Annotated in this window: 18 protein-coding genes, 1 tRNA gene and 1 riboswitch; of the genes, 12 read left to right on the forward strand and 7 right to left on the reverse strand. The window is 61.7% G+C overall.

Features of this window, described 5'->3' with window-relative positions:
- Positions 1–369: 369 nt before the first annotated feature.
- Entirely contained in the window at positions 370–1374 is a 1005-nt protein-coding gene (locus R6254_RS18160; protein WP_318408924.1) for a DUF4917 family protein, read from the forward strand.
- A gap of 205 nt (positions 1375–1579) precedes the next feature.
- Here R6254_RS18160 and R6254_RS18165 read toward each other — a convergent pair whose 3' ends face one another.
- From R6254_RS18165 to R6254_RS18180, 5 genes are all read right to left on the reverse strand, one after another.
- Positions 1580–2401, reverse strand: coding sequence for a transglutaminase family protein (locus tag R6254_RS18165; protein WP_318408926.1), 822 nt, complete (start codon positions 2399–2401; stop codon positions 1580–1582).
- 208 nt (positions 2402–2609) lie between these two features.
- Entirely contained in the window at positions 2610–3569 is a 960-nt protein-coding gene (locus R6254_RS18170) for an alpha-E domain-containing protein (protein ID WP_318408928.1), read from the reverse strand.
- A 15-nt stretch (positions 3570–3584) separates the two neighbouring features.
- Positions 3585–3746, reverse strand: a complete 162-nt coding sequence (locus R6254_RS21975; protein ID WP_412103192.1) for an alpha-E domain-containing protein — start codon at positions 3744–3746, stop codon at positions 3585–3587.
- 10 nt (positions 3747–3756) lie between these two features.
- Positions 3757–5250 carry a circularly permuted type 2 ATP-grasp protein gene (locus R6254_RS18175; RefSeq protein WP_318408930.1) on the reverse strand — a complete coding sequence of 498 codons (1494 nt, stop codon included), beginning with the start codon at positions 5248–5250 and terminating at the stop codon, positions 3757–3759.
- Between the two features lie 83 nt (positions 5251–5333).
- Positions 5334–7985, reverse strand: a complete 2652-nt coding sequence (locus R6254_RS18180; protein ID WP_318408932.1) for a DNA internalization-related competence protein ComEC/Rec2 — start codon at positions 7983–7985, stop codon at positions 5334–5336.
- A 138-nt stretch (positions 7986–8123) separates the two neighbouring features.
- On the opposite strand from R6254_RS18180, the gene R6254_RS18185 reads away from it, so the two are divergent.
- The 4 genes from R6254_RS18185 (at position 8124) to R6254_RS18200 (ending at position 13163) form a co-directional block, all read left to right on the forward strand.
- Positions 8124–10766, forward strand: coding sequence for a circularly permuted type 2 ATP-grasp protein (locus R6254_RS18185; RefSeq protein WP_412103193.1), 2643 nt, complete (start codon positions 8124–8126; stop codon positions 10764–10766).
- A gap of 15 nt (positions 10767–10781) precedes the next feature.
- On the forward strand, positions 10782–11699 hold the full coding sequence (locus R6254_RS18190; RefSeq protein WP_318408934.1) for a transglutaminase family protein: 918 nt from the start codon (positions 10782–10784) through the stop codon (positions 11697–11699).
- 123 nt (positions 11700–11822) lie between these two features.
- On the forward strand, positions 11823–12305 hold the full coding sequence (locus R6254_RS18195; protein ID WP_318408936.1) for a RidA family protein: 483 nt from the start codon (positions 11823–11825) through the stop codon (positions 12303–12305).
- A 94-nt stretch (positions 12306–12399) separates the two neighbouring features.
- A riboswitch (FMN riboswitch) is annotated at positions 12400–12554 on the forward strand.
- Positions 12555–12662: 108 nt separating this feature from the next.
- Positions 12663–13163, forward strand: coding sequence for a 6,7-dimethyl-8-ribityllumazine synthase (locus R6254_RS18200; RefSeq protein WP_318408938.1), 501 nt, complete (start codon positions 12663–12665; stop codon positions 13161–13163).
- 73 nt (positions 13164–13236) lie between these two features.
- On the opposite strand, the gene alaS is transcribed toward R6254_RS18200, so the two are convergent.
- Positions 13237–15861: an alanine--tRNA ligase gene (gene alaS, locus R6254_RS18205; RefSeq protein ID WP_318408939.1), complete on the reverse strand. Its 2625-nt coding sequence runs from the start codon at positions 15859–15861 to the stop codon at positions 13237–13239.
- A gap of 209 nt (positions 15862–16070) precedes the next feature.
- On the opposite strand from alaS, the gene R6254_RS18210 reads away from it, so the two are divergent.
- From R6254_RS18210 to R6254_RS18240, 7 genes are all read left to right on the forward strand, one after another.
- Positions 16071–17549: an NAD-dependent succinate-semialdehyde dehydrogenase gene (locus R6254_RS18210; RefSeq protein WP_318408940.1), complete on the forward strand. Its 1479-nt coding sequence runs from the start codon at positions 16071–16073 to the stop codon at positions 17547–17549.
- The gene (locus R6254_RS18215; protein ID WP_318408942.1) at positions 17546–18634 is read left to right on the forward strand and encodes a serine hydrolase domain-containing protein; all 1089 of its coding nucleotides are present in this window, start codon (positions 17546–17548) and stop codon (positions 18632–18634) included. Before R6254_RS18210 ends, R6254_RS18215 begins: the two co-directional genes overlap by 4 nt.
- Before the next feature lie 64 nt (positions 18635–18698).
- Positions 18699–19907: a HAMP domain-containing protein gene (locus R6254_RS18220; RefSeq protein WP_318408944.1), complete on the forward strand. Its 1209-nt coding sequence runs from the start codon at positions 18699–18701 to the stop codon at positions 19905–19907.
- Positions 19904–21007: a ligand-gated ion channel gene (locus tag R6254_RS18225; RefSeq protein WP_318408945.1), complete on the forward strand. Its 1104-nt coding sequence runs from the start codon at positions 19904–19906 to the stop codon at positions 21005–21007. The genes R6254_RS18220 and R6254_RS18225 overlap by 4 nt, the downstream gene beginning before the upstream one ends.
- A 102-nt stretch (positions 21008–21109) precedes the next feature.
- Positions 21110–21559, forward strand: coding sequence for a DsrE family protein (locus tag R6254_RS18230; RefSeq protein ID WP_318408947.1), 450 nt, complete (start codon positions 21110–21112; stop codon positions 21557–21559).
- A 122-nt stretch (positions 21560–21681) separates the two neighbouring features.
- Positions 21682–23172 carry a CYTH and CHAD domain-containing protein gene (locus R6254_RS18235; RefSeq protein ID WP_318408948.1) on the forward strand — a complete coding sequence of 497 codons (1491 nt, stop codon included), beginning with the start codon at positions 21682–21684 and terminating at the stop codon, positions 23170–23172.
- Positions 23173–23209: 37 nt separating this feature from the next.
- Positions 23210–23283 (forward strand) — tRNA-Gly (locus R6254_RS18240).
- Positions 23284–23327: 44 nt separating this feature from the next.
- Here R6254_RS18240 and R6254_RS18245 read toward each other — a convergent pair.
- On the reverse strand, positions 23328–26048 hold the full coding sequence (locus R6254_RS18245) for an ABC transporter substrate-binding protein (protein ID WP_318408949.1): 2721 nt from the start codon (positions 26046–26048) through the stop codon (positions 23328–23330).
- Between the last annotated feature and the right edge of the window lie 30 nt (positions 26049–26078).

Genomic DNA, 26078 nt, shown 5'->3' on the forward strand with positions numbered 1-26078 from the left:
AACGCCAACTCGTGTAATCTCGCGCATGGGACTTCTCCTTCATATAGGTTTCAGATTGAATTCAACAACCCAATCTTGGCACTTGATGCCGCTACCGTGAAGTGGGAAGTCCCTTCGTATTCCGTACAGCGAATCCATCTCTGCCCTCCGGAAGCAAGGCAAGTACAGTCACCGCTCGCAAAGCCGATCCAGGGGACAGTTGGACGGCGCAGGCGGGCCGCCGGATCTCATGGTTTGGCTCATAAAGGCATGAATTGACAGCATATGCATCGCAAGTCAAACATACAAGCCAGCGTCCGGAGGATCGGATGTCCAGATTGACTCGCAGGGATTACGACATACATCTTGTTATGCCTTAGAGGAAACACAGTGCCAGAACAGCAAATTGACTCCCAATTGATACCTTGGAGCGAGATCGCGGGAGAGTTGTGGCAGTCTCTCTTGCTCGGCAATGGCTTCAGCATGAACATATGGCCAAAATTTGGATATAAAAGTCTCTACGAAGTAGCGAAGAGCGATGAAGTTGAACCGTCGCTCGACGCGAATAGCACTGCGCTTTTCGAGCGCCTCGGTTCGAATAATTTCGAAGATGTACTGCGAGTGCTCTTTCATGCTCGTCTGGTTGATGTGCAGCTAGATTCTCCTCAGCAGGCGCAGATTGATGCCCTTTACAACAGCACAAAGAATGCACTCGCTGCTGCAGTTAATTACTCCCACGTCCCTCATGGATTCAATAGCCTGACAGCTATAAACATATCGTTTCGTAGTTTCAGGAATATATTCACAACCAACTACGACTTGATTCCCTATTGGGCAATCATGCAGGAAGAGGTCGGGCGATTCAAAGACCTCTTCTGGGGGAAGGGAAATACGTTCGACCCAAGCAATACCGAAGTCAATGCAGATAGATGCGTCATTTCTTATCTGCATGGGGCAATTCATTTGGTTGAGCTGCCGGACGGAAAAACGAAGAAACTAACAGCAAATGGAATTAATTCGCTTGCGGAACTTTTTGATCTCGATCACCCAGAGTACTTCCCACTTTTCATTTCGGAGGGTTCCTCCGAAAGAAAACTCTCAAGAATCAAGCGGAACGACTATCTGCGTTTTTCGTTTGAAAAGCTGCAATCCATAGATGGAAACATAGTGGTCATAGGCCATTCTCTCCATAAGGACTATGACCAGCATCTATTAAACGCTTTGCGTGATGGCAATGTGACCTCTATTGCAATTGGAGTCTGGCCGCTGCAGGGGCCAGAGGAAATACTTCTTTTCAAATCTCGGGTGCTTGCAGAGATCAAAGGCAAGAACATCTACTTCTTTGATTCAACGACCCACCCGCTCGGCAATTCGGGGTTGAAGCATGAGGCATAAACGACAACGGCTATCCCGGAACTCCCGTCTGGAGCTATCAAATGAAGTCTGCTACTGCGGAGCAGATGGAAAAATTCCTAGAGCCGAAATGAGGGCTAACCACTCATATATGGACTCCCTCCAAACGGCAAGAAACTGACCGAAGTAGCTCGCAATATCAGATGCAGATGGTTATGCGGCAAGCCAGGAGACGTCCACGCCCTCGTCAAACCGGCTCAATCGTGATCTCCACCGTCATGCTCTCCTCGCCCCCGCCCTGCCGCACGCCCTTGATAGGCGGGCAGGCGTTGTAGTCGGTGCCCATGGCCAGGCGCACATGGCGCTCGTCGATCAGGCAGCTGTGGGTCACATCGATGCTGGCCCAGCGGCGCGTGGCCACATCCAGGCACACATCACACCAGGCATGGCTGGCCAGGTCGGGTTCGTTGGCGGCGTAAAAATAACCGCTAACATAACGCGCCGGAATCCCCAGGCTGCGGCAAATCGCCACCATCACATGGGCCTGGTCCTGGCACACGCCAGCCCCCGCTTCAAACGCCTGCAGCGCCGTGGTGGTGACATTCGTGCTATTTTTTAGATAGCTGACTGCGCCCGCCACACCTTGGCTGAGGGCCAAAAGCATGCTCAAGTCGACACGTCCCTCGACTGCCGGTGCGGTGACAAAGCCGCGGCCGAACTCGGCCAGGCGGACATGCGGCGCGGCCAGCGAAGTGGAACGCAGGAAAAAAGCCGGGTGCGGCAGGGTGTCCGCATCGGTGAACTCGGCCACACCGAACGTTTCCACATCGCCCGCGGCATTGACCAGGCTCCAGCGCACGTTGTCGGCGACCTGGCCGACGAAGGTGTAGGAATGAACGCTGTTGCCAAAAGCGTCGCGTTGTTCAAACAGTTGTTCGGGTGCGCCCAGGCTCCAGAAATGCACGGTTTGCGCCGGTCCCGACTGCGGCGTGAGCCACATCGTTTGCACCGCGTAACGCAGTGGCTCGGTGTAGCGGTAGTCGGTGGTGTGTTTGACGTGCAGCTTCATGAATTAAGTGGCCCCCACGTTCGTTCGCTTCGCGTAACTCTCTGCCCTCCGAGGAGGCTGGCCTTGCTTGGGGCGGCCCGGCGCTGCGGCCGTCGCCCCCACGTTCGCTTCGCTTTCCCGATCGTCCTGAGCCCGTCGAAGGACGCCCCCCGAGGGGGCTGGCCTTGCTTGGGGCGGCCCGGCGCGGCGGCCGCTGTGTGCTCATCGTTCACGTGGTCGCCGGCATCAGAAAATCACGGCTGATGGCCGCACCCAAGGCATTGACGCGGTCCAGAAACTGCGTCAGGTAGGCGTGCAGGCCGGTAGCCAGGATTTCGTCAATGCGCGCGTACTGCAGGTCGGCACTGAGCTTGCCGGCGCGGCGCACCGTCTCGCAGGTCTGGTCGTCGGTCACCCTTTGCAGGTTGCTCACCACCTCTTGCAGACTGGCCGCCAGCGAACGCGGCATGTCGGCGCGCAGGATCAGCAACTCGGCCACCCGTTCGGGCTTGATCACGTTGCGGTAGACCCGGCGGTAAATTTCGAAGGCGCTGACGCTGCGCAAAATCGCGCTCCAGTGGTAGAAGTCATACTCTTGGTCCTTCACGCTGGCGGTGCCGTAAAAGTCGCTTTGCAGCGCATGAAACTTCACATCGACCAGGCGTGCCGTGTTGTCTGCGCGCTCCAGGAAAGTCCCCAGGCGCATGAAATGCAAGGCCTCGTCCTGCAACATGGTGCCCACGGTGACGCCACGCGAGAGGTGTGAGCGAAACTTCACCCACTCGAAGAACTGGCCCGGGTCACGCTCAAACTCACCCTCACGCAACATGCGCAACACCTCAAGGTAAGTCTGGTTTTGTGTCTCCCAGACTTCGGTGGTCAAGGTGCCGCGAACGGAGCGCGCATTTTCGCGCGCGTTTTTCAGGCAGGAGACGATGCTGGACGAATTTTTCTCGTCGTGCACCATGAAGTCCATCACGTCACGTGCGTTGATCGCGCCGTATTTTTTTTCGTAGGCGTCCGACAGCTCACTGATGCTCAGCAGCCCCTGCCAGCCGACCTGCGCCACCGCCGCCGATTGCGGCAACAACGAGGTCTGGTAGTTGACGTCCAGCATACGCGCGGTGTTTTCGGCGCGTTCTGTGTAGCGGGACATCCAGAATAGGTGATCGGCGGTTCTAGATAACATTTTTTCTCCTTGGCCTCAAACACCGAAAGCGCTGGCGCGCTTTGCGTGTTTTGGTGATGACGTCACAAGCGCTGCGCGCAATTGACGAGTCATCCCCCCGAATGCCTTCGGCATATCGCCAGCGCGCTCTGTGTAACGGGACATCCAGAAAAGGTGATCGGCGGTTCTTGACAGCATGTGAACTCCCTTAAAGCGATGCCAGCGACTGGCTTGGCGACTGACCCAATGTGAGCGACGCTTCCAGCACCCAGGTGTCCTTGGTGCCGCCCCCTTGCGAGGAGTTGACCACCAGCGAGCCGTCTTTCAGCGCCACACGGGTCAGCCCGCCCGGCACCATCTGCACGGTTTTTCCGCTCAGCACAAAAGGCCGCAGGTCGATGTGGCGCGGCGCGATGCCGCTGTCGACATAGGTTGGGCAGGTCGACAAGCTCAGCGTCGGTTGGGCGATGTAGCCGGCCGGGTTGGCCAACACGGCTTGGCGGAAGTCCTCGATCTCGGCCTTGGTAGACGCCGGGCCGACCAGCATGCCGTAACCGCCGGCACCATGCACTTCCTTGATCACCAGGTCCTTCATGTGGGCCAGCGTGTATTTGAGGTCGTCCGGGTTGCGGCACATATAGGTCGGCACATTGTTCAGGATGGGTTTTTCGCCGAGGTAGAACTCAATCATTTTCGGCACATAAGGGTAGATGGACTTGTCGTCCGCCACACCCGTGCCGATGGCGTTGCACAAGGCCACATTGCCGCTGCGGTAGACATTAAGCAGGCCGGCGCAGCCCAGCGTCGAGGTCGGCCGAAAGGCCAGCGGGTCGAGAAAATCGTCATCCACGCGGCGGTAAATCACATCCACACGTTTGGGGCCGCGTGTGGTGCGCATGTACACAAAGTTGTCTTTGACAAACAGGTCTTGGCCCTCGACCAGCTCCACGCCCATTTGTTGCGCCAGGAAAGCGTGTTCGAAATAAGCCGCGTTGTACATGCCGGGCGTCAGCACCACCACGGTGGGTTCGGCGCGGTGCGCCGGTGAGCTCTCGCGCAGGGTCTCCAGCAACAAATCGGGGTAATGCGCCACCGGCGCCACGCGGTTTTCGCTGAACAGGTCGGGAAACAGCCGCATCATCATCTTGCGGTCTTCCAGCATGTAGCTGACGCCGCTGGGCACCCGCAGGTTGTCTTCCAGCACGTAATATTCGCCCTCGCCTTGCGCGTTAGGCGCACGCACGATGTCGATGCCGCTGATGTGCGAGTAGATGTTGCCGGGCACGTTCACGCCCATCATTTCAGGGCGAAACTGCGCGTTCTGGAAAATCTGCTCGGACGGAATCACGCCGGCCTTGACGATTTCCTGGCCGTGGTAGACGTCGTGGATAAAACGGTTCAGCGCGGTGACACGTTGCACCAGGCCTAACTCCATTTTTTTCCATTCATGTGCCGGGATGATGCGGGGGATCAAGTCAAACGGAATCAGCCTTTCGGTCCCGCCTGTGTCAAGGTTGCCGTCATCCTTGTCGCCATACACCGCAAACGTGATGCCGACCCGGCGAAAAATCATCTCCGCCTCGGCCCGCCTGGCCTGCATGACCGGAGCCGGCTGCCGCGCCAGCCAGCGCTGGTAGCCCTGGTAATGTTCGCGCACGCCGCTGTCGGCGGTATTCATCTCGTCAAACTTGAGTCGGCTCATCGGCTTATCTCCGGAATGTGTCTTGAGTATGTCGGTGTATCCAGCTTAGCAAGGAATGCGCCAGCAAGCTGTAGGGCAGCGCCCTATTTGCGCGTCTCAGGCGTTTGCGGCGAAAGCTGGTGGTGCCAGTAACGCAGGCCCACCTGCCGCTGGCAGCGGATCAGCTCCGGCTGCTGGCTGGACCAGGTGGCCGCGCCGCACACCGGGGATACAAACACCGCAATGCCGCGTTCGTGGTAACGCGCCAGCACAGGCGCTGCCGGATGGCCAAAGCGGTTGCGGTAACCGGCCTGCGCCAGCGCCAGCCGGGGCTGCACGGCATCCAGAAACACCGCGCTGGACGAGGTCTTGCTGCCGTGGTGCGGCACCAGCAGCACATCGGCTTGGATAGTTGCGCCCGCCGCCACCAGGCGCTGCTCCTGCGCCAGCTCGATGTCGCCGGCCAGCAAAACACTGTTTTGGCCATTGGAGATACGCAGCACACAACTCATGGCGTTGGACTTGGCCGGCAAGGCGTAGTCCTCTACCGCCGGATGCAACACGTCAAATTGAACACCATCCCACCACCAGCGCTGGCCGGCCACACAAGGTGTCGAGGGGCGCAAGGCCTGCAGCGGATGAGTCGCTTCGATGGAACTGAGCAGGGCCGCCTGCGGCTGCATGGCCAGCACGGCTGGTGCGCCGCCAATGTGGTCGCTGTCCCGGTGGCTCAGCATGACGGTGTCCACGCGTTCGCCGAAAGCCCGCAGCAAAGGCACCAGCACCCGGTGCCCGGCATCACTTTCGCGCGAAAAACGCGGGCCGGTGTCATACACCAGGGTGTGGCCGGCGGTGCGAACCAGCAAGGCATTGCCCTGCCCCACGTCGGCGGCCAGCAGCTCAAACTGACCGTCAACCGGCCGCAACGCCTGCCACAACAAGACCGGCAGCAACAGCGGCACACCCAGCACCCGCCAGTGCCAGGGCAGGCGCATCGCCAGCAACACGCCGCCGGCCACACCCGCCAACGCACACCACAGCGGCGCAGCCGCCACACTGATGCTGGCCAGCGGCCAGGCGGCCAGCCACTGCAAAAACACCATCAGCCCGGCCACGGCCGCCGCCGCGCCATCCCAGGCCGGGGCCCAGACCACACCTAACATGGTCAACGGCGTCACCAGCAAGGTCACCCAGGGAATCGCCAGCGCATTGGCCAGCAGGCCAACCAGCGAGCCCTGGTTGAACAACAGCAGCGACAAAGGCGTGAGCGCCAGCGTGACCACCCATTGCTCACGCGCGGCGCGCCCCAATGCGCCCGCGGCTCGTGCCAGCCAGGGCATGCGCCAGTCAGAAAAGGACTTGCTTTCAGCATCAAATTGGCCTCCAGTCCTTTCCCCATGGCCGCTACCAGCTCCTGAATCCGTAGCAAACTCACCTCCACGCTCGCCCACTGCATGTGGCTCCCTTCCCCCCGAGGGGGCCTCTTTGCCTTGGGGCGGCCCGGCGGCAAAGAGCACACTCACCGCCACAAAAGACAACCAGAACCCTGCCTGCATCAAGGCCCAGGGGTCTAAGGCCACCACCGCCGCCATGGCCAACAGACAGACTTGCGGCCACGGCCAACGCTTGCCGCTTTGGCGCAGCAAAACCACTACCGCCAGCATCCAGACCGTGCGTTGCGCCGGCACACCCCAGCCCGAAAACAGCGCATAAGCCGCCGCCAGCAGCAGGCCGCCCCAGGCGCCGGCGGTGCTGGCCGGCCAAGCCAGGCACAAGCGTGGCGTCCAGCGCACAGACCGCCGCCACAGCCAGGCGATGCCGCGCGCCGCCAACCAGGCAAACATCGTGATATGAAGCCCGGAAATACTCATCAAATGAGCCACACCAGTGGCGCGAAACACATCCCAGTCCGCGCGCTCTATGGCGTTTTGGTCGCCGACCAGCAAGGCCGCCACCACGCCGGCCAGTTGGCGGTCGGCCACACGCGCAAACACCGCATCGCGCACCGACTGGCGCGCCCGTTCGACCGGGTGGCGCCAGCCATCGGCCAGTTTGATGGGCGGCACATCATGCGACCCCACGCGCACATAACCCGTGGCCTGCAAGCCTTGTTCCCACAACCAGAGTTCGTAATCAAAGCCATGCGGATTGCTGTTGCCGTGCGGCGCCTTCAGGCGCACCGTCATGCGCCATGTTTCCCCCGCACGCAGGGTTTGCGGCTGGCGTTGCAACGCCAATGTCGCGGCCGGTGTAGCCTCGGCCTCAGGGTTGTCCGGTGCGGTGGTGGAAGGCGTAGCCTCCCGGCCGCCAAAACCGGCATACCAGCCCAGGTAGATCTGCGCCGGCAACACCACGGGTTGCCCGTCCAGACGGGCAGACGCGACGGCAAAACGAAAACGCAGGCCGTCCTCACTGCGTTGCGGCATGGCCAGCACCCGGCCGGTCACCGTGATGTCTTTGCCTTCCAGCGCCGGGTCCAGCGCGCCGGCCTGAAAAATCGCGGCGCGCAGGCCTGTCAGCCCGAAGCCAAAAACCAGCGCCAGCAAAAGCGTCGCCGCACCGACGAGCGGAAACACGGCTTTCCCGCCCATCCACCAGCGCGCCACCCCGGCGGCCAAGGCCAGCACCAGGGCCACTAAAGCGGCATACAGCCAGGTGTCCAGCAGCGCCCGCTGCTGCAACTGAAGGGCTGCGCCCGCAACAAAGCCGCAAAAAAACAGGCTCAGCAGCCTGCCTGGCGGTGTGGCTGACATCATTCGACGCACTGGCCTCCCCTGTTTGACGACTTGTGTACCCGCGGAACGAAGCTGTTCAAGGGCGCGCTGTGCGCCCTGCCTGTATTAAAACCTCAAAGCCGTGCTTGCGGGAGCAGGACTATCCTGGGCCTTGTTTCTATGCATCCCACCACCGTCAAGCGAGACCGGGGACGCGCAGAAAGGCATACTGGGAACACCGTGAAAAACAACCCCTCCCCTCTCGCAGCCGCGCTGGCGCTGCCAGCCGCTGACGACCATTTTGACGAGCTTCACGGCGCGCCCGCGGCCCAGCCCTCTAAAGCGGCGCTGGCCCCCCACTGGCACCATTTTTTTGACTTGCTGGGCCCCGAGGGCTTGGACGATCTGAACCACCGCACCACCAACCTGCATCGGCAAATCCGCGACAACGACGTGAGCTACAACGTGTACGCCGATGCCCACGGCCCGCAGCGGCCCTGGTCGCTGGACCTGTTTCCGCTGATTCTTTCCGCCCAGGACTGGACGCAGATCGCCAGCGGCGTCCGCCAGCGCGCCCGGCTGCTGGACCGCATCATGGCCGACGTTTACGGCCCGCAGCAGTTGCTGCAACAAGGCCTGCTGCCCGCAGCGCTGGTGCAAGGCCACCCCGGCTACCTGCGTACCATGCACGGCGTGTTGCCGGTGGGTGGCACGTTTTTGCGGATCGCGGCCTTCGACCTCGCGCGTGGTCCGGACGGCCACTGGTGGGTGGTCTCGCAAAAAACCCAGGCGCCGTCCGGCCTGGGCTACCTGCTGGAAAATCGCCTCGCCATCTCGCGGCTGTTCCCGCAGGCCTTCCGGGACATGAAAGTGCAACGTGTGGCCGCGACCTACAAGGCCTTGGTCGATGGCATGAAGGCAGCCAGCCCGGCCCCGCCCGGCGAAGACAGCCGCATCGTGTTGCTGACACCCGGGCCCTACCACGAAACCTATTTCGAACACGCCTACCTGGCGCGCCACCTCGGCTTGAGCCTGGTCGAAGGCAGCGACCTGCTGGTGCGTCATGACAGGCTGTACCTCAAGACCTTGCAGGGGCTGGAGCCCGTACACGGCCTGCTCACACGCCTGGACGACGAGTTTCTGGACCCGCTTGAATTGCGCTCGGACTCCACCTTAGGTGTGCCCGGCCTGCTGCAGGTGATACGTGCGGGCCAGGTGCTGGTCGCCAACGCGCCGGGCTCGGCCTTTCTCGAATCCAGCGCGCTGCTGGGATTTTTGCCTGCGCTGTCGCGCCATCTGCTGAACGAGCCGCTGGCCTTGCCTTCGCTGCCCACCTGGTGGTGCGGCGAACAGGCCGCGCTGCAGCAGGCCCTGCCGCAGCTCCAGGACCATGTCATCAAGGGCACCTATCCGGATGCCGGCATCACATCGGTGATTACGCAAAACCTGTCGCTTGCTGAACGCGAGGCCTGGGCCGACCGCCTCGTCAAACGCAGCGAGGATTACACCCTGCAAGCCTATTTGCCGCTGTCCCAGGCACCGACCTGGCACGACAACAAAATCACCCCGCGCACCGCCATGCTGCGTGTGTTTGTCGTGGCCGACGGCGCGGGCGACTGGCAGGTCTTGCCGGGCGGGCTGGCGCGGCTGGGCGGCCCCGACCACACCATGGCGTCCATACAACAAGGCGGCAGCAGCGCCGACGTCTGGGTCTTGTCCGAGCCGACGCCGTCTTCGGCCAACGCCGCTGACACCGCCCCGCTGGTCTGGCCCAGCCTGCCGGCGCGGCACAAGCCGCCGGTGAGCAGCCGCGCCGCCGAAAACCTGTTCTGGCTGGGCCGCTACACCGAGCGCACTGAAAACGTCATCCGCCTGGCCCAGCTGACCTTGCAGTCGCTGAGCGGCGAGGACCAGTCCTCGCAAGCCTTGCTGGCCTGGCTGTCGGCGCTGGCGCTCAGAAACGGCCTGCTGCCCCATTCTGTCCCGCCGGCCACGCAGGCGCGCCGCGTGTTCGAACGCGCCCTGATCGCCGGCCTGACCGACACCGCGCATACCGCCAGCGTTGGCTACAACCTGCGCGCACTCAAGGACACGGCGTCGACAGTGCGCGAGCGCTTGTCGCAGGAGCAGTGGCATGTGATCGTGCGCGCCGAGGCAGATTTTTTCAAGCGCTGCGAGGCCTTCAGCGGCCACCATCACCCGGCGCCTTCGGCCCTCGAATATTCATCGGTGGAAGCCTTGCGTGCGCTGGAATCGGCCAGCGGTTTTCTGGCCGCCATGACAGGCGCACAAACCGACCGTATGACACGCGACGACGGCTGGCGCCTGCTCAGCATAGGTCGTCATCTCGAGCGCCTGAACACACTGGCCGCTGCGCTCATCCTCGGTTTTGAAACCGGCGCGGTGCACGACGACAGCGGCTTTGACGCCATCCTCGCCCTGTTCGACAGCAGCATCACGTTCCGTGCGCATTACCAGCAGCAGCGCGACGTGCCGGCACTGCTGGATGCGCTGGTACTCGACCGCGACAATCCGCGCGCGTTAGGCGGGGTGATCCAGACCTTGCGCAGCCGGCTCGCCAGGCTGGCGCAAAACACCGCAGAAGCATCGCAGCCGCCACCCGACCTGGGCGCGGCCCTGCCCGACCCCGGCAGCTGGAACTTGGCCGACTTGTGCGAGTCCAGCACCCCGCAAGCGCAGCGTGACGAGGCGCTGCTGGCGCACCTGGTGCAATGCTGCCAGGCCGCATTCACCCTGTCGGACAGCCTCAGCCGCCGTTATTTCAGCCACGCCGCGCCCGACGCGCACAGCCTGGGCGCCTAAAACGCCACCCCGCTCATGCTGCTTCACCTCGTCCACGAAACCCGGTATACCTACACGCCCAGCGTGGAGCATGCCCACCATGTGCTGCATCTCAAACCGGCCAGCCTGGCAAACCAGCAACTGCTGCACCGCCAACTCACGATCAGTCCGCAGCCGACGCAACTGCGCGAGCTGCCGGATGTGTACGGCAACATACGCACGTTTTTTTCCCTGCATGCCCCGCACAATCAGCTGACCGTGGTGGCCGACAGTGTGGTCGCCACGCAGGTCCCAACGCCCATCGTCCAGCCGGGCCTGCCTTGGGAAGAGGTGGGTGAGCAATTTCGCTACCAGGCCGGCGGCCGCTACAACAGCGCGGCCGATTTTGTGTTTGCCTCGCCTTATGTACCCTACGACGACCAGTTTGCGGAATTTGCACGGCCCAGCTTTGTCCCGGGCCGGCCGCTGCCGGAAGCTGCGCAAGCCCTGATGGAACGTATCCACCAAAGCATGCGTTACGAGAGCGACAGCACCGAGGTCGGCACACCCGCGCTGCAGGCCCTGCAACTGGGCAAAGGGGTGTGCCAGGACTTTGCCCACATCATGGTCGCCTGCTGCCGCGCCATGGGTGTGCCGGCGCGTTATGTCAGCGGCTACCTGCTGACCCAGCCGGCACCCGGCCAGCCGCGCCTGATCGGCAGCGATGCCTCCCACGCCTGGGCCTCGGTTTATTGCACCACGGCCGATGGGACTGGCGCCTGGCTGGACTTCGACCCGACCAACAATCGCCCACCCGGCGAGGACTACATCACCCTGGCCACAGGCCGCGATTTTCTGGACGTCTCGCCCATGCGTGGCGTGATACGCGGCGGCGCGCGCCATGTGCTGGACGTGGCGGTGACCGTGACGCCCATGGACACAGCGCCCGCGCCTGGGTCAGGCGCAACCAGCTAAACTGCCAGGCAGCGAGTCCGCCCGCTCTCGCTACCATTTTCATAGCTGATTGCGCCCAACCCTCAAGGGCTGGGAGCACTTTTTATCATCAAACTGCGCTTGAATGGCGCTTCAGGAGTTCCCATGACCACATCCTCGCCCAACGTTTACGACACCCTCAAAACCCTGGGCATCACCCTGCCGCCCGTCGCCACGCCGGCCGCGGCTTATGTGCCTTATATGCAGACCGGCAAACTGATTTTTCTGAGCGGCAACATTGCCAAGAAGGACGACCAGCCCTGGGTCGGCCAACTCGGTAAAACCATGGAGACAAAAGAAGGCCAGGCCGCAGCGCGCGCCATCGCCATCGACCTGATGGGCACCCTGCACGCAGCCCTGGTGGCCATGGGTAAAGACCTCAACGACGTCAAACAAATCGTCAAACTCATGAGCCTGGTCAACTCCACCAGCGAGTTCACGGAACAACACCTCGTGACCAACGGCGCCAGCGAATTGTTCGCGCAAGTTTTTGGCGCCAAGGGTGCCCACGCCCGCAGCGCTTTTGGTGTGGCGCAAATCCCCCGGGGTGCTTGCGTTGAAATCGAACTGATCGCTGAAATCAACTGATCATCAGCGCTACCGCTGGCCTGCGCGGTAGCACCGGCGACACGTGAATTTTTTATCCGCTTTAGAATAAACCGTCCCCGTAGCCATCCGGGGCAAGCGTTCTCAGGGCGGGGTGAGATTCCCCACCGGCGGTGTTTGCGATCAAACGCATCAGCCCGCGAGCGCCTGGCTTTGTTAGCAAAGCCAGGGTCAGCAGATTCGGTTCAACTCCGAAGCCGACGGTCACAGTCCGGATGAAAGAGATCGCGAAGTTCATGGCCCCTGCCGTGGGCTGGTGCGAAAGCGCCGGCCTGCTGGCGGGCCGTAGACTCGTGCGCCCTGATACCGGTTATTGCTTACCGTTTTCAGGAGAAACCCATGAGTGACAGACTTCCCCAGGCCGCTATTCAGCGCCCACCCCATCCCGCCCGTTATGCCTTTATCCAGGCCAGCTGGCATGCCGGCATCGTCAACCAGGGACGCGATGCGTTTCTGGCGGAAATGGCCAAAAACGGCGTGCCGCCCTCGGACATCGATGTGTTTGAAGTGCCGGGCGCTTTTGAAATCCCCCTGCATGCACAACTGCTGGCACGTACCGGCTGCTACACCGCCATCGTCGCCTGCGGCCTGGTGGTGGACGGCGGTATTTACCGCCATGAGTTTGTGGCCGATGCCGTGATCAGCGCCCTGATGCGCGTGCAGCTCGACACCGGCGTGCCGGTGTTCTCGGCCGTGCTGACGCCACACCACTTCCATGAACACGAAGAACATCGCCGTTATTTCAGCGAGCACTTCCTGGTCAAAGGCACGGAAGTGGCGCAAGCCTGTCTGCGCACGGTGGCGAGTTTGCGGCAGTTGGCGGATCGGGTCGCTGCCTGAGTGGGTTTTGTTGCGCCCGCTGGTTCAGCGGGCGCAACAGGTGTCAAGCGGTGTCAAGCGGTGTCAAGCGCGATCAGACGCGTTCGGCCACCCAGGCCTGCACCGATTTCAGCGCCTCAGCCAGTTTGGATGCGTCGGTGCCGCCGGCCATGGCCATGTCGGCCTTGCCGCCGCCTTTGCCGCCCACTTGCTGGGCCACAAAGTTGACGAGTTCGCCGGCCTTGACCTTGCCCACGCTGTCGGCCGTCACGCCAGCAGCGATCTGCACCTTGTCGCCGTCCACGGCGGCCAACACGATGACCGCGGTTTTCAGCTTGTCCTTGAGCTTGTCCATGGTGTCGCGCAAGGTTTTGGCGTCCGCGCCTTCAAGCCGCGCGGCCAGCACTTTCAGGCCCTTGATATCGATGGCTTGCGCCATCAATTCGTCGCCTTGGGATGACGCCAGCTTGCCCTTGAGCGCGGCCACTTCTTTTTCCAGCGTCTTGACCTGGTCCAGCACCTGGCCGATGCGGTTTTGCAACTCGCTGGGGCTGGCCTTGAGTGTGCCCGCCGCCGCCTGCACGGTGGATTCGAGCGACTGCAAATAGGCCAGAGCGTTGTCACCGGTGACGGCTTCGACACGGCGTACACCTGCCGCCACGCCGCTTTCGGCGACGATCTTGAACAGGCCGATGTCGCCGGTGCGTGTCACGTGGGTACCGCCGCAGAGTTCCTTGCTGGAGCCAATGCTGAGCACACGCACCTTGTCGCCGTATTTTTCACCGAAAAGCATCATGGCGCCGGTTTTCTGCGCGGCTTCCATATCCATCTCGCTGGCGTCGGTCGCCACGTTGGACAAGATTTCGGCATTGACACGGGCTTCGATCTCGCGAATCTGCTCGTCCGTCACCGGTGCGTTGTGGGTGAAGTCAAAACGCGTGCGTTCGGCGTTGACGAGCGAGCCCTTTTGCTGCACATGCTCACCCAGCACTTCGCGCAAGGCCTTGTGCATCAGGTGGGTGGCGCTGTGGTTGCGCACAGTGGCCGCACGCACGGCGGTGTTGACCTGAGCCGTCACAGTGTCGCCAACCTTGAGCGTGCCTTCGGACTGCGTGCCATGGTGGCCAAACACGTCGGCCTTGATCTTCAGCGTGTCTTCCACGGTAAAGGTCGCGCCACCGGCCGTCAGCCGGCCCTGGTCGCCGACCTGGCCGCCGCTTTCGGCATAAAACGGCGTCGTACTCAAGACCACCACACCGCTTTGCCCGGCATTCAGCGACTGCACGGTCACGCCGTCGGCATACAGCGCGACGACCTTGGCGGGCTCTTGCAGCAACTCGTAACCCGTGAAAGCATGGCCCTCGCCCGTGTAGTCCAGCGCGCGGTCCATCTTGAACTTGCCGGCGGCACGCGCCTGGTTTTTCTGTTTGTCCATGGCGGCCCTGAAGCCGGCCTCATCAACTTCCACACCACGCTCGCGGCAGACATCGGCCGACAGATCCAGCGGGAAGCCATAGGTATCGTGCAGCTTGAAGGCCACCTCACCCGGCAACACCTTGGCGCCACCGGCCAGTGCCGTGTCCAGAATCGTCATGCCGATTTCCAGCGTTTCGAAGAAACGTTCTTCTTCGGCCTTGAGGACTGCGGTGATGCGTTTTTCTTCGGCCTTGAGCCGGGGATAGGCATCACCCATCTGCACCACCAGCTCGGCCACCAGTTTGTGGAAAAACGGCGTCTTTTTGCCCAGCTTGTAGCCGTGGCGAATCGCGCGGCGAATGATGCGGCGCTGCACATAACCGCGGCCTTCGTTGGACGGGTTCACGCCGTCGCTGACCAGGAATGACGTCGCGCGAATATGGTCAGCGATGACGAACAAACTCTTGTTGCCCAGGTCTTGCTCACCGGTTTCGCGGGAGGCAGCCTTGATCAGCGCGGCAAAAATGTCGATTTCGTAGTTGCTGTGCACGTGCTGCAGGATGGCGGCCAGGCGCTCCAGCCCCATGCCGGTGTCCACGCAGGGTGCGGGCAGCGGCGAGACGGAGCCGTCTTCGGCCATGTTGAACTGCATGAACACGTTGTTCCAGATCTCGATGAAACGGTCACCGTCTTCATCCGGGCTGCCCGGTGGGCCGCCGGCAATGTGGTCACCGTGGTCGTAGAAAATTTCAGAACAAGGGCCGCAAGGCCCGGTGTCCGCCATCATCCAGAAGTTGTCGGACTTGTAGCGCCCACCCTTGTTGTCGCCGATGCGGATCACACGTTCCGGTGGCAGGCCGATTTCCTTGGTCCAGATGTCGTAGGCCTCGTCGTCCTCTTCGTAGACCGTGGCCAGCAGGCGGTCGGCCGGCAGTTTGTAGACTTCGGTCAGCAACTCCCAGGCCCACTTCAGCGATTCACGCTTGAAGTAGTCTCCAAAACTCCAGTTGCCCAGCATCTCGAAAAAGGTGTGGTGACGCGCGGTGTAACCCACGTTTTCCAGGTCATTGTGTTTGCCGCCAGCACGCAGGCAGGCCTGCACCGAAGCCGCACGCACATAGGGGCGTTTGTCGGTGCCGAGGAACACATCCTTGAACTGCACCATGCCCGAGTTGGTGAACATCAGGGTCGGGTCGTTGCCCGGCACCAGCGAGCTGGACGGCACCACGGTATGGCCCTTGGACGCGAAGAAATCAAGAAAGGTCTTGCGGATGTCGGCGACGGTGAAAGTGGGTGTGCTCATGTTTTGGTAGTTGCTGATGCCATCGGCGCCGGCCGGGTAAACGACCCGGAACGGCCGACCGCACCTGAATGCTTGATTTGCCTGAGCTTTTGATTATAAGTTTGGCTGGGCCGGGCCCGGCTGATACCTCCGCTGCGCCAAACCGGCTGACGCGCTATGCTCGCTACCCACACGCCGCACCAGAGCGTCCCCACCCGAAAGAGACATCGATGGACATGAAAACCTCCCCCCTTGCCCTGCTCAAAGACCCCAGCCTGCTCAAAACCGATGCCTTGATCAATGGCCAGTGGGTGGCGGGCGCCAACCGCTTTGACGTCAACGACCCGTCCACCGGCCTGAAACTGGCGGATGTGGCCAACCTGGGCGCCCACGAGGCCGAAGCCGCGATTGCCGCCGCCAACGCCGCCTGGCCTGCCTGGCGCAGCAAAACCGGCAAGGAGCGCCATGCCATCCTGCTCAAGTGGTACCAGTTGTTGATGGCGAACCAGGAAGACCTGGGCCGCATCCTGACCGCAGAGCAGGGCAAACCGTTTGCGGAAGCCAAAGGCGAAGTCGCTTATGGCGCCAGTTTTGTCGAATGGTTTGCCGAAGAAGCCAAACGGGTCAATGGCGAAACCTTGCCGCCTTTTGACAACAACCGCCGCCTGATGGTGATCAAACAGCCGATCGGCGTCTGCGCCGCCATCACGCCCTGGAACTTCCCGCTGGCCATGATCACGCGCAAGGTCGCGCCGGCGCTGGCCGCAGGATGCCCGGTGGTCATCAAACCGGCTGAACTGACACCGCTGACGGCATTGGCCGCGGCCGAACTGGCCGTGCGTGCCGGCATTCCGGCCGGTGTGCTGAATGTATTGACGGCCGACAGCAGCAACTCGATTGCCGCCGGCAAGGTGTTTTGCGCCAGCGACGTGGTGCGCCACATCAGCTTTACCGGTTCCACGGAAGTCGGCCGCATCCTGATGGCGCAAAGTGCGCCTTCGGTCAAAAAACTCGCGCTGGAGCTGGGCGGCAACGCACCTTTCATCGTGTTTGATGACGCCGATATTGATTCCGCCGTGGAAGGCGCAATGGCCAGCAAATACCGCAACGCCGGCCAGACCTGCGTCTGCGCCAACCGCATTTATGTGCAGGACGGCGTCTACGACCAGTTTGTTGAAAAATTCGCCGCCAAGGTCAAGCTGCTCAAGGTGGGCAACGGCTTTGAAGATGGCGTGTTGCAAGGCCCGCTGATCGAAGACGCCGCGGTTGAAAAAGTGCAGCGCCATGTGGCCGACGCGCTGGCCAAGGGCGGCAAGCTGCTGGCCGGCGGTCACCACCTCAAGGGCCAATTTTTCGAGCCCACGGTGGTGGCCGAAGCCACGGCCGACATGTTGTGCGCCCGGGAAGAAACCTTCGGGCCCTTTGCGCCGGTGTTCCGCTTCCAGCATGAGCAGGAAGCGATCGACGCGGCCAACAACACCGAGTTTGGCCTGGCCAGTTATTTCTACAGCCGTGATGTGGGCCGCATCTTCCGCGTGGCCGAAGCGCTGGAATACGGCATGGTCGGCATCAACGCCGGCGTGATCGCCACCGAACATGTGCCTTTCGGCGGCGTCAAGCAGTCGGGCCTGGGTCGCGAAGGCTCACGCCACGGCATGGAAGAGTACCTGGAGATGAAATACCTCTGCCTCGGCGACATGCTGAAGTGATACGCCCACAACTGCTGGGCTTGGCCCTCGCCGCCCTGGTGGCGGCTGTTGCGCCTGTACGCGTCCTGGCGGCACCACTCCAGCCTTTTCTCGATCGTCTGGTGAAGCAGGAAAAACTGCCGGGCGCCGTCTTGCTGGTGTCCGGCCCGCAAGGGCGCGAGGTCGTAGCCTCAGGCTTCGCCGACTTGAAAACCCGCGAACGCATGACGCCGCAAACCCGCTTTTACATTGCCTCCAGCGGCAAGCTGGTCACTGCGGCCGCCACGCTTCAGTTGATGCAGGAGCAACGCTTCAAACTGACCGACCCGGTGTTTCTCTGGGTCAAGAGCGTGCCCGGCATCGCCAAGCTGCGCAACATCCAGACCGTCACGGTGGAACAGTTGCTGCAGCACCGCTCTGGCCTGGCCGAATATTTCACCGACGACTTTGAAAGCGAAGCGGCCGAGCAGCCCGAGAAGCAATGGAGCGCCGAAGAGTCGCTGGCCTTTGCCTTTGGCGAAAAAGCCCAGGCACGCCCAGGCCGCGAATACATTTACACCAACACCAACTATGTCTTGCTGGGCCAGCTGATCAGCCAGGCCGACCGGCTCAGCTACGCCCAGTCGGTGCAAAAGCGCATTTTTGAGCGTGTCGGCATGCCGGCCTCCACCATTGGCGCGCGCAAGGAAGCCAGCGGGCTGGCCCATGGCTACACCCTCAATGAACAGGGCAAGCGGCAGGATGTTAGTTACTCCGGCTGGAGCGCCATCACCGGCGACGGTGCGGTGGTCACGACAGCCGCCGACTACGAGGCCTTTTTGTTCGCCCTGTTTCGCGACGGCAAACTGCTGCCGCGCAAAACCGTCGCACAAATGTGCAGCGTGCAGGAAGAAGACATCGACAGCGGCTATGGCCTGGGTTGTTCTGTCCAGGACACGCCCTGGGGCGAGGCCTGGGGCCACAACGGCTCCATCTCGGGCTTCAATACCGAAACTTGGTACATCCCAAAGCTTGGCGTGAGTGTGGTGTTCATGACCAATGGCGACTTTGTGTCCGACGAACCCGACCTCGTGGTGCGTGCCGTGAAAGCCTACCTCAAACAATAACCATGCATTTTTAGCATAGTTTTGTAACATATAGCTACAATCCTGTCGTCAGGAAAGTAGCTCTATGAAGACCCTCTCCCGGCATCCCGCAGCGGTTTTGCTGCATGTCTACGAGGGACTCATGAAATTTCAACGGAATGCGTTAGCCACGCTGCTCGGCTTTTTGGTGGTCGTTATCTTGCTGACCACCTTTCTGACCAACCGCCTGTTCGTCAGCACCACCGAACAGACCGAAAACAGCCAGTACGCGCTGATGAAGTCCATCATCGACTTCAACCTGCAGGGCGCCGCCGGCCGCTCGCTGGCCCGTGCCGAACTGGTCGCCAACATGCCAAGGGTCCAGGAACTGTTTGCTGCTGGCAACCGCGACGCGCTGTTGACCGAGCTCAAGCCCATGTTCGAGATTCAAAAGGACAAACACAACACCGACCAGGCGCAGTTTCACTCGCCCCAGGGGATTTCCTTTCTGCGCCTGAATGATCCGGCCAAATTCGGCGACGACCTGAAATCGTCACGCCCCATCGTGGTGGCCGTGCAAAAAGACCAGGTGGCCCGCAAAGGCTTGTCGATCTCGCGCGCCGGCCCCGGCATCTTTGGTGTGACACCGGTCCGGGACCGCGCCGGCAAATACATAGGCACTTTCGAGTTCGGCCAGAACTTCGGCGGCGTGCTGGACCAGGTCAAGACCGCTTATGGTCTGGAAACCGTGCTCTTCATCGACGAAGAAAGGCTCAAAAAGAGCTCGCCCGGCCTGGGCGGCGAAATTTTCTCCGAGAAAAACCGGGTTGGCCGCTACATCAAGTTCCAGTCCACCAACTGGGAATTGATGAGCAAGCTGGTCAGCGACACCGAACTGTCCCAGCCCGGCATCGAGAACCAGCCTTATGCCCGCGAAGCGCAGGACACGCCTTACGGTGTGGTGGTGCTGCCCCTGCGTAATCCCGCCGGTGAACAACTGGGCACGATTGTGGTGGCCAAGGACTTCAGCCCTTCGCGCAGCGCCATGGGCCAGTCCATGATCTGGCTGGCGATGTACTCGCTGTTTGCGCTGGTGATCCTGGCCGGTGTGATCCTGATGGTGATTCGCGGTGCCATCGTGCGTCCGCTGGCCGAGCTCAACCCGCGTTTTGCCGCCCTGGCCGACGGCCAGCCGGCCGAACCTCTGCCCAATCCCGAGGCCTATTACAGCGAAATCGGCACCTTGGCGCAGACCTACGAACGCCTGCGCCAGCGCCTGCAAGGCGAAGCCGCACAGCCGGCAGACAAACCATGAGGCGCTGGCTGATCGCTGCCGCGCTGGCCTGGCTGGCCCTGGGCAGCGCCCAGGCCAAGGATGCGCCCGCCGCCGCAACCGAACAAAACAAAAGCCTGACCGCGCTGCCGCAAGGCCGCGGCCTGCCCGTGGTGGTGCGCGCCGGCCTGAGCTTCATCGAACTCAAGGGGATCAACGAAAACGAGGAAACCTTCACCGCCACGGTGGACACCCGCCTGCGTTGGCAGGATGTGCGCCTGGCTTATCCGGCCGAGCAGGCGGCGGCAGGCTACCAGGAGTTCCTGGACGGCGAGGTGGAGAAAAAACTCGCGCAGATCTGGCATCCCAACGTGGAGTTTTCCAACCTCAAGGCGGCACCGACCTTTCAGAAGCGCAACCTGCGCATCTCGCCGGACGGCCGGGTCGAGCTGATGCAGCGCACCACAGCGGCCTTTGAAACCGGCTACTCGCTGGAGAATTTCCCGTTTGACCGCCAGAAACTGGGCGTGGAAATGATCTCGCGCAGCGAACCGCTGGAAAGACTGGTGCTGGACTACCGGCAAGACGAACTCGAGTTCAGCAACACCCAACATGGTGTGACGCTGGACGGCTGGTCGGTCGGCCTGGTCGAGTTGTCCAAGGATGCGGTCAATGCCTGGCGCGGCGAGGAAAACACCCGCGTGAAAGCCGCGCTGGTGGTCAAACGCGAACAAAAAAGCCTGCTGGCCACGATTTTTGTGCCGCTGTTTGCTTCGCTGCTGATTCCGCTGCTGGTCTTGTGGCTGAACCGGATCGAGGACGGCGAGTTTGCGGTCGATGCCTTCGAGCTGACCAACATCAGCATTGGTGGCCTGTTTGCCGTGGTAGCGCTCAACTTCACCGTCAACTCCAGCTTCGTGAAACTGGCCACGGGCGACAACCCGGTGATGCGTTTGTTCGGGCTGAACTACTTTCTGCTGGCCGTGAGTTTTGCCGTGGGCATCCTGCTGTACCGCTACAGCGGGGTCAAGCGCCTGTTCGGCACCCATGTGCAGCAGGAGTTTTACGCCTTCATCAACTGGGCCATCCCGGTGCTGGTGTTCGGCACGGCTACGGCCATGGTGTTGATGGCGGTGTTCTAACGGCGTAGAGATCCAGCCACCTTGCCGGGCCTCGACAAGGTGGTTTGCGCGGTACTTGCCGCTATGGTGAAATACGCCCTCTTTCTCCCGGAGACTTCCCCCATGAACCGCAGATCTTTTATCCAGGCGGGCGCCTTCGCCTCGCTGACCGCAGCCGCTCCATTTTTGATAGCTGCTCACGCCCAATCGACGGGGGCTACAGGCCAAAAACGTCATAAAGTCGTGATCCAGATGAGTGACGGCGACCCGGCCAAGTGGAACCTGGCGCTCAACAACGCCAGAAACCTGCAGGAAGACGTGGGCGCCGCCAACGTGGAGATTGAAATCGTTGCTTACGGCCCCGGCATAGGCATGCTTAAGCTCGAGTCGCCCACCGGCGCCCGCATCGCCGACGCGATGAAAGCCCACATCAAGGTGATCGCCTGCGAAAACACCATGCGCGGCCAGAAGCTGGGCAAGGAAGACATGTTGCCCGCCATCAGTTATGTACCGGCCGGCGTGACCGAAATCGTGAAAAGACAAGCTGAAGGCTGGTCTTACCTGCGGCCCTGAGCTTTTCAGCCGCTGCCAAAACCGGGGACGCCTGCACGGGCATGTTGCAGGCCTCGCCCTTCCCGCCCAGCCGCAGTACCATGGCTTGATCCCGCGTCCCGACAGACGCGACGGGCCTCACCATGGAAATCGAACTCAAGCTGCAACTGCCCCCGTCTGCGCTGGCCGCGCTACGCGCTGATCCGCTGCTGGCGCGGCTGCCCAGCACCCGTCAGCAGCTTGAGAACCTCTACTTTGACACAGCCCAGCGCACACTGGCGCAGGCCGGCATCAGCCTGCGTTTGCGCAGCGACGGCCAACACTGGCTGCAAACCATCAAGGGCCGCGGTAGCAGCCAGGCAGGTTTGTACCAGCGTGAAGAAATCGAGTTTGTGGTGGCCGGCCCGGCCCTCGAATGGTTGCCGTTGGCAGGAACCAGCTTTGAGCCCACACTGAAAGCGCTGCGCGATCCCCTGCTGCCGCAGTTTCACACTCGCTTCGAGCGCCATCGTCAACTGCTCTGCGGGGCCACGGGCGCCAAGATCGAACTTGCCATCGACCAGGGCGAGATTCTCGCCGGCGATCGCCGCGAACCGCTGTGTGAACTGGAGCTCGAACTCCTGGACGGGCCGGTGGACGACGTGTTCTCGCTGGCCTTGCTGCTGGTCGAACGACACCCGCTGGTGCTCGGCCATCTCAGCAAGGCCGAACGCGGCAGCCGGCTGGCCCAGGGCACGCAGCAAATCTTTCTAGTGCTCAAAACGAACACGCCAACTCCGAGCCCTGGCGCCGATGCCCAAACCGTGGCCCGGCTAGCCATCGCGCAATCCCTCGCCCATTGGCAGGCCAACGAAGCGGGGTTTCTGCGCCCGCCCGACCACCACAAGCCCTATGACAGCGAATACCTGCACCAGATCCGTGTGGCGGTGCGGCGGCTGCGTGTGGCCTGCGGACCGCTGGCACGCGCAGCCAAATGGAATGCTGAAGCACTCGCACCGGTACGCGATGGTTTAGGGACTTTGGGACAGCGGCTGGGCGCGGCGCGCGATTGGGATGTCTTCATCGAGGAAACCTGGCCAGCACTGGTGGACGGTCTGCACGATGCGGCCTTGCGCCAGAAGCTGCAAGAAGCCGCCGACCTGTTGCAGGGCACAGCGCACCTGCAAGCCAGTGCCGCCCTGCAAGGACGAGAGACGCAACGCCTGCTGCTGCAACTGGGTCGCCGCCTGGCGCAACCCGACGCGGCCGCGGCCCTGCCCACGGATGCACTCACGGCACGGCTTGAGAAACTGGCCCACCTCTTGCGGCAAGCGCTGGGCAAGCTGGAACACCTGAGCCCGGCCCGCCTGCACCGCCTGCGCATCGCGGCCAAACAGCTGCGTTACCTCACCGAGTTCACAGGCCATCAATACAACCCGCAAGCCGCGGACTTGTGGCTGGAATGGCTGAAAAAAGCACAAGCTGTTTTAGGTGCGCGCAATGACCGGGTCGCGGCGCAAACCCAACTCAAAGCCTTATGCGCCAGCCTGAACCGGCCTTCTGAAAAGATCCACAGACAACTCCAGTCAGCCCTGCAAAAGCAGCCGCTGCCGGAACTCGCCCTGCCGTCGCTGCCCGATCCCTACTGGCGCTGAAAACGCTGAGTGGAAGCTCCCTATAATGCTTCACTAAGCGGGTGTAGTTCAATGGCAGAACTTTTGCTTCCCAAGCAAATAGCGTGGGTTCGATTCCCATCACCCGCTCCATTGATTCTGCGAGCACAGTCAACCGGCCTTGGCCGGATCGGGGATCAACTCGCCACAGCAGCGATCTGGTCTTCCACCAGACCCAGGGTGAAATAAAATTCCGCCCCCTGATCCTCGACAGCATGGGCCCAGACCCGGCCTCCGTGCCTGAAAATAATGCGCTGCACGGTGGACAGGCCAATGCCGCTCCCCGAAAAATCTGATGCTGAATGCAGGCGCTGGAAAGTGCCAAACAGCTTGTCGGCATAACGCATGTCAAAACCGGCGCCATTGTCCTTGACGAAATAAACCAGCTCGCCGCCAGCTCGCTCCTCGCAGCCCATTGTGATCTGCGCCACGGCTCGTTTGGCGGTGAACTTCCACGCGTTGCCCAGCAGGTTTTGCACCACCGCCAACAACAACACGGGGTCACCCTGCACCAGCATCTTGTCCTGAATTTGCAGCTGGACTTCGCGTGCCGGCTCCCGCTCGCGGCACTCCTGCGCGGCCTGCCGGGCAAGAACCGAAAGATCGACGCGCTCTGAGTGCAGCTTGTCCTGTGAAGATTTCGCCATCGCGAGCAGGCCGTCGATCAGCGCCCCCATCTGCCGCGCGCCCGCGCGAATCCGGCCCAGGTAGTGCTTGCCCTTTTCGCCCAGTTGTTCCGCATCCATACGGTCCATGAGCTGGCTGAAGCCATCAATCGTATTAAGCGGCGAGCGAAGATCGTGCGACACCGAGTAGGAGAAACATTCCAGATCCCGGTTCAAGGCTTCCAGCTGGGCGGTACGCTGGCGCACACGCTCCTCCAGCTCGGCGTTGAGGCGCAGAATACTTTCCTGTGCCTGCTGGCGTTCGGTGATGTCCTGACATGAGCCGTGAATCCGGGTGATCCTGCCGCTCTCGTCCCGCAGCGCTTCGCCAATGGCACGAATCCACAAACGGCGTCCGCTGGCATTGATGATTTCCATCTCCAGGTCAAACGGTGTGCCGTCGCGGATACAAGCGGTGAAGACTTTGGTCATTTTTTCCTGCCACTCTGGCGCGTTGTACCGCTGGGCATCGCGCCGCAGCGGTTTGCTGCCCAGCGGCACACCATAAATTTTGCAGACTTCATCCGACCAGACCACATGGTCCGCCGACAAGTCCAGCATCCAGCCGCCCAGCCTGGCCGTGCGACCGGCGATCGCCAGCAGCATCTCGCTCTGGCGCAATTTCTCCTCGGTCGCCCGGCGCGCCGTGATGTCCTCGACCACCGCGATGACATGTGTCGGCACCCCTTCGGCAGAACGCACCAGCGACACCGTGGCATTGATCCATACAAAACCGCCATCTTTTTTGACGCAGCGCTGTTCGTCAGAGAAAGTATCAAACTCACCGGCCATCATCCGGCTCCTGAGCCCGTCATAACGCGGCAGGTCTTCAGGCAGCGTCCGGTTCCGCATGTCCATGGCCCGCAATTCGCTCTCGGTGTAGCCGGTGATCGCGTAATAAGCGGGATTGGCCATCAAAAAACGGCCGTCGGGCGTGTTCATCACCAGGCCTGCGGCCGCAGTGCCAAACATCAGCTGGACCAGTTCCTCGCTGGCCTTGAGTTGCCGCTGCACCTCGGTCCGGTGTGTGACTTCTTCCAGCAATTCTTGTGTCCGCTGGCGCACGCTGCGGCGAATCTGCATATTCCAGAGAAACACCAGCGCCACCAGCACACCGCCGGCCAGGCCACCACCCATGGCCCAACGCAAGATTTGGGGATTGACCTTGGCGTGGGGCTCGTACATCAGGCCCGCCAGGGAATAATCCGACCGCACCAGCCCCAGATCCGCCAGCGTGCGGGCCGTGTGCTCGAGCCGGGCCGGGTTCATATGCCCGATCTCGACCACATCCGGCAGGATGAAGGGACGCATGCTGCGGGCTTCCGCGATCAGAAGTTCACGCGTCAGCCCGCGCTGCGCCACACCGTCCATGCCCAGGATCAGGCCGGCTATTTCATCCTCGTGCGCCATGGCGTAGTCCCAGCCCTTGCGGGTTGCACGCAAAAAGGCGGCGGTTGTTTCAGGTGATTTTTCAAGCTGGACTTCGGTGGTAATCAGCACATCGCCATAAAAATCCACGCCGTAATCCGGACTCAGCATGAAGGCTGAGGCGATACCACGTGCACGCATCAACAAGGGCTCCACCGTGGCATAGGCCGACACGGCGTCAACCTTGCCCTGGATCAAATCTTCAAGCTTCCACGAATGCGGAACAATGTTGACAAGTTTCTCGTCAATGCCCTCACGCGCCAACATGGCACGCAACTGGATGCTGCCCTGGTCTTCCGACAACATGACGGTTTTTCCAACCAGATCGCTGGGCGTGCGTAAATGGCTGTCCTGCCGGCTCAGGATCACATAGGGAGAATGTTGAAAAATTGCCGCCAGCGCCACAATCGGCTGCCCGTTGATACGGTTGATCAACAAGTCCGAGTCGGCAATGGCGAACTGGGCCTGGCCACCAACAACGCTAGCGACACCCGATTTTCCCTGCCCCCCCTCCTTGAGGGTAACTTCGAGCCCTTCGTCTTTGTAAAAACCTTTGGCCTGGGCCGCGTAATAACCGGCAAACTGGAACTGGTGCAGCCACTTGAGCTGCAGCGTCACACGTTCTAGCGGCTTGGCACGATCTGCGCCAAAAGCCGGGCCGGCGGCCACCGTCCAGAAGGCCAGCACCATGAGGGCGAACACAGCTGTGGCTGGCCATCCCCCCGGGGAAGCCACGGGCCGGGAGAAGAAGAGGCGGCGGAACATCGTGATTTCAGTCTAATACCTCATTATCTG

The sequence above is a fragment of the Polaromonas potterensis genome (assembly GCF_033446725.1).
Lineage (GTDB): Bacteria > Pseudomonadota > Gammaproteobacteria > Burkholderiales > Burkholderiaceae_C > Polaromonas.

Bases quoted from the DNA above. Each gene is read 5' to 3' on its own strand.
- R6254_RS18225 (WP_318408945.1), top strand. From the start codon at position 19,904: ATGAGGCGCTGGCTGATCGCTGCCGCGCTGGCCTGGCTGGCCCTGGGC.
- R6254_RS18235 (WP_318408948.1), top strand. From the start codon at position 21,682: ATGGAAATCGAACTCAAGCTGCAACTGCCCCCGTCTGCGCTGGCCGCG.
- R6254_RS18180 (WP_318408932.1), bottom strand. From the start codon at position 7,985: ATGATGTCAGCCACACCGCCAGGCAGGCTGCTGAGCCTGTTTTTTTGC.
- R6254_RS18230 (WP_318408947.1), top strand. From the start codon at position 21,110: ATGAACCGCAGATCTTTTATCCAGGCGGGCGCCTTCGCCTCGCTGACC.
- R6254_RS18220 (WP_318408944.1), top strand. From the start codon at position 18,699: ATGAAGACCCTCTCCCGGCATCCCGCAGCGGTTTTGCTGCATGTCTAC.
- R6254_RS18200 (WP_318408938.1), top strand. From the start codon at position 12,663: ATGAGTGACAGACTTCCCCAGGCCGCTATTCAGCGCCCACCCCATCCC.
- R6254_RS18190 (WP_318408934.1), top strand. From the start codon at position 10,782: ATGCTGCTTCACCTCGTCCACGAAACCCGGTATACCTACACGCCCAGC.
- R6254_RS18165 (WP_318408926.1), bottom strand. From the start codon at position 2,401: ATGAAGCTGCACGTCAAACACACCACCGACTACCGCTACACCGAGCCA.
- R6254_RS21975 (WP_412103192.1), bottom strand. From the start codon at position 3,746: ATGCTGTCAAGAACCGCCGATCACCTTTTCTGGATGTCCCGTTACACA.
- R6254_RS18195 (WP_318408936.1), top strand. From the start codon at position 11,823: ATGACCACATCCTCGCCCAACGTTTACGACACCCTCAAAACCCTGGGC.
- R6254_RS18185 (WP_412103193.1), top strand. From the start codon at position 8,124: ATGCATCCCACCACCGTCAAGCGAGACCGGGGACGCGCAGAAAGGCAT.
- R6254_RS18175 (WP_318408930.1), bottom strand. From the start codon at position 5,250: ATGAGCCGACTCAAGTTTGACGAGATGAATACCGCCGACAGCGGCGTG.
- R6254_RS18210 (WP_318408940.1), top strand. From the start codon at position 16,071: ATGGACATGAAAACCTCCCCCCTTGCCCTGCTCAAAGACCCCAGCCTG.
- R6254_RS18170 (WP_318408928.1), bottom strand. From the start codon at position 3,569: ATGTTATCTAGAACCGCCGATCACCTATTCTGGATGTCCCGCTACACA.
- R6254_RS18245 (WP_318408949.1), bottom strand. From the start codon at position 26,048: ATGTTCCGCCGCCTCTTCTTCTCCCGGCCCGTGGCTTCCCCGGGGGGA.
- alaS (WP_318408939.1), bottom strand. From the start codon at position 15,861: ATGAGCACACCCACTTTCACCGTCGCCGACATCCGCAAGACCTTTCTT.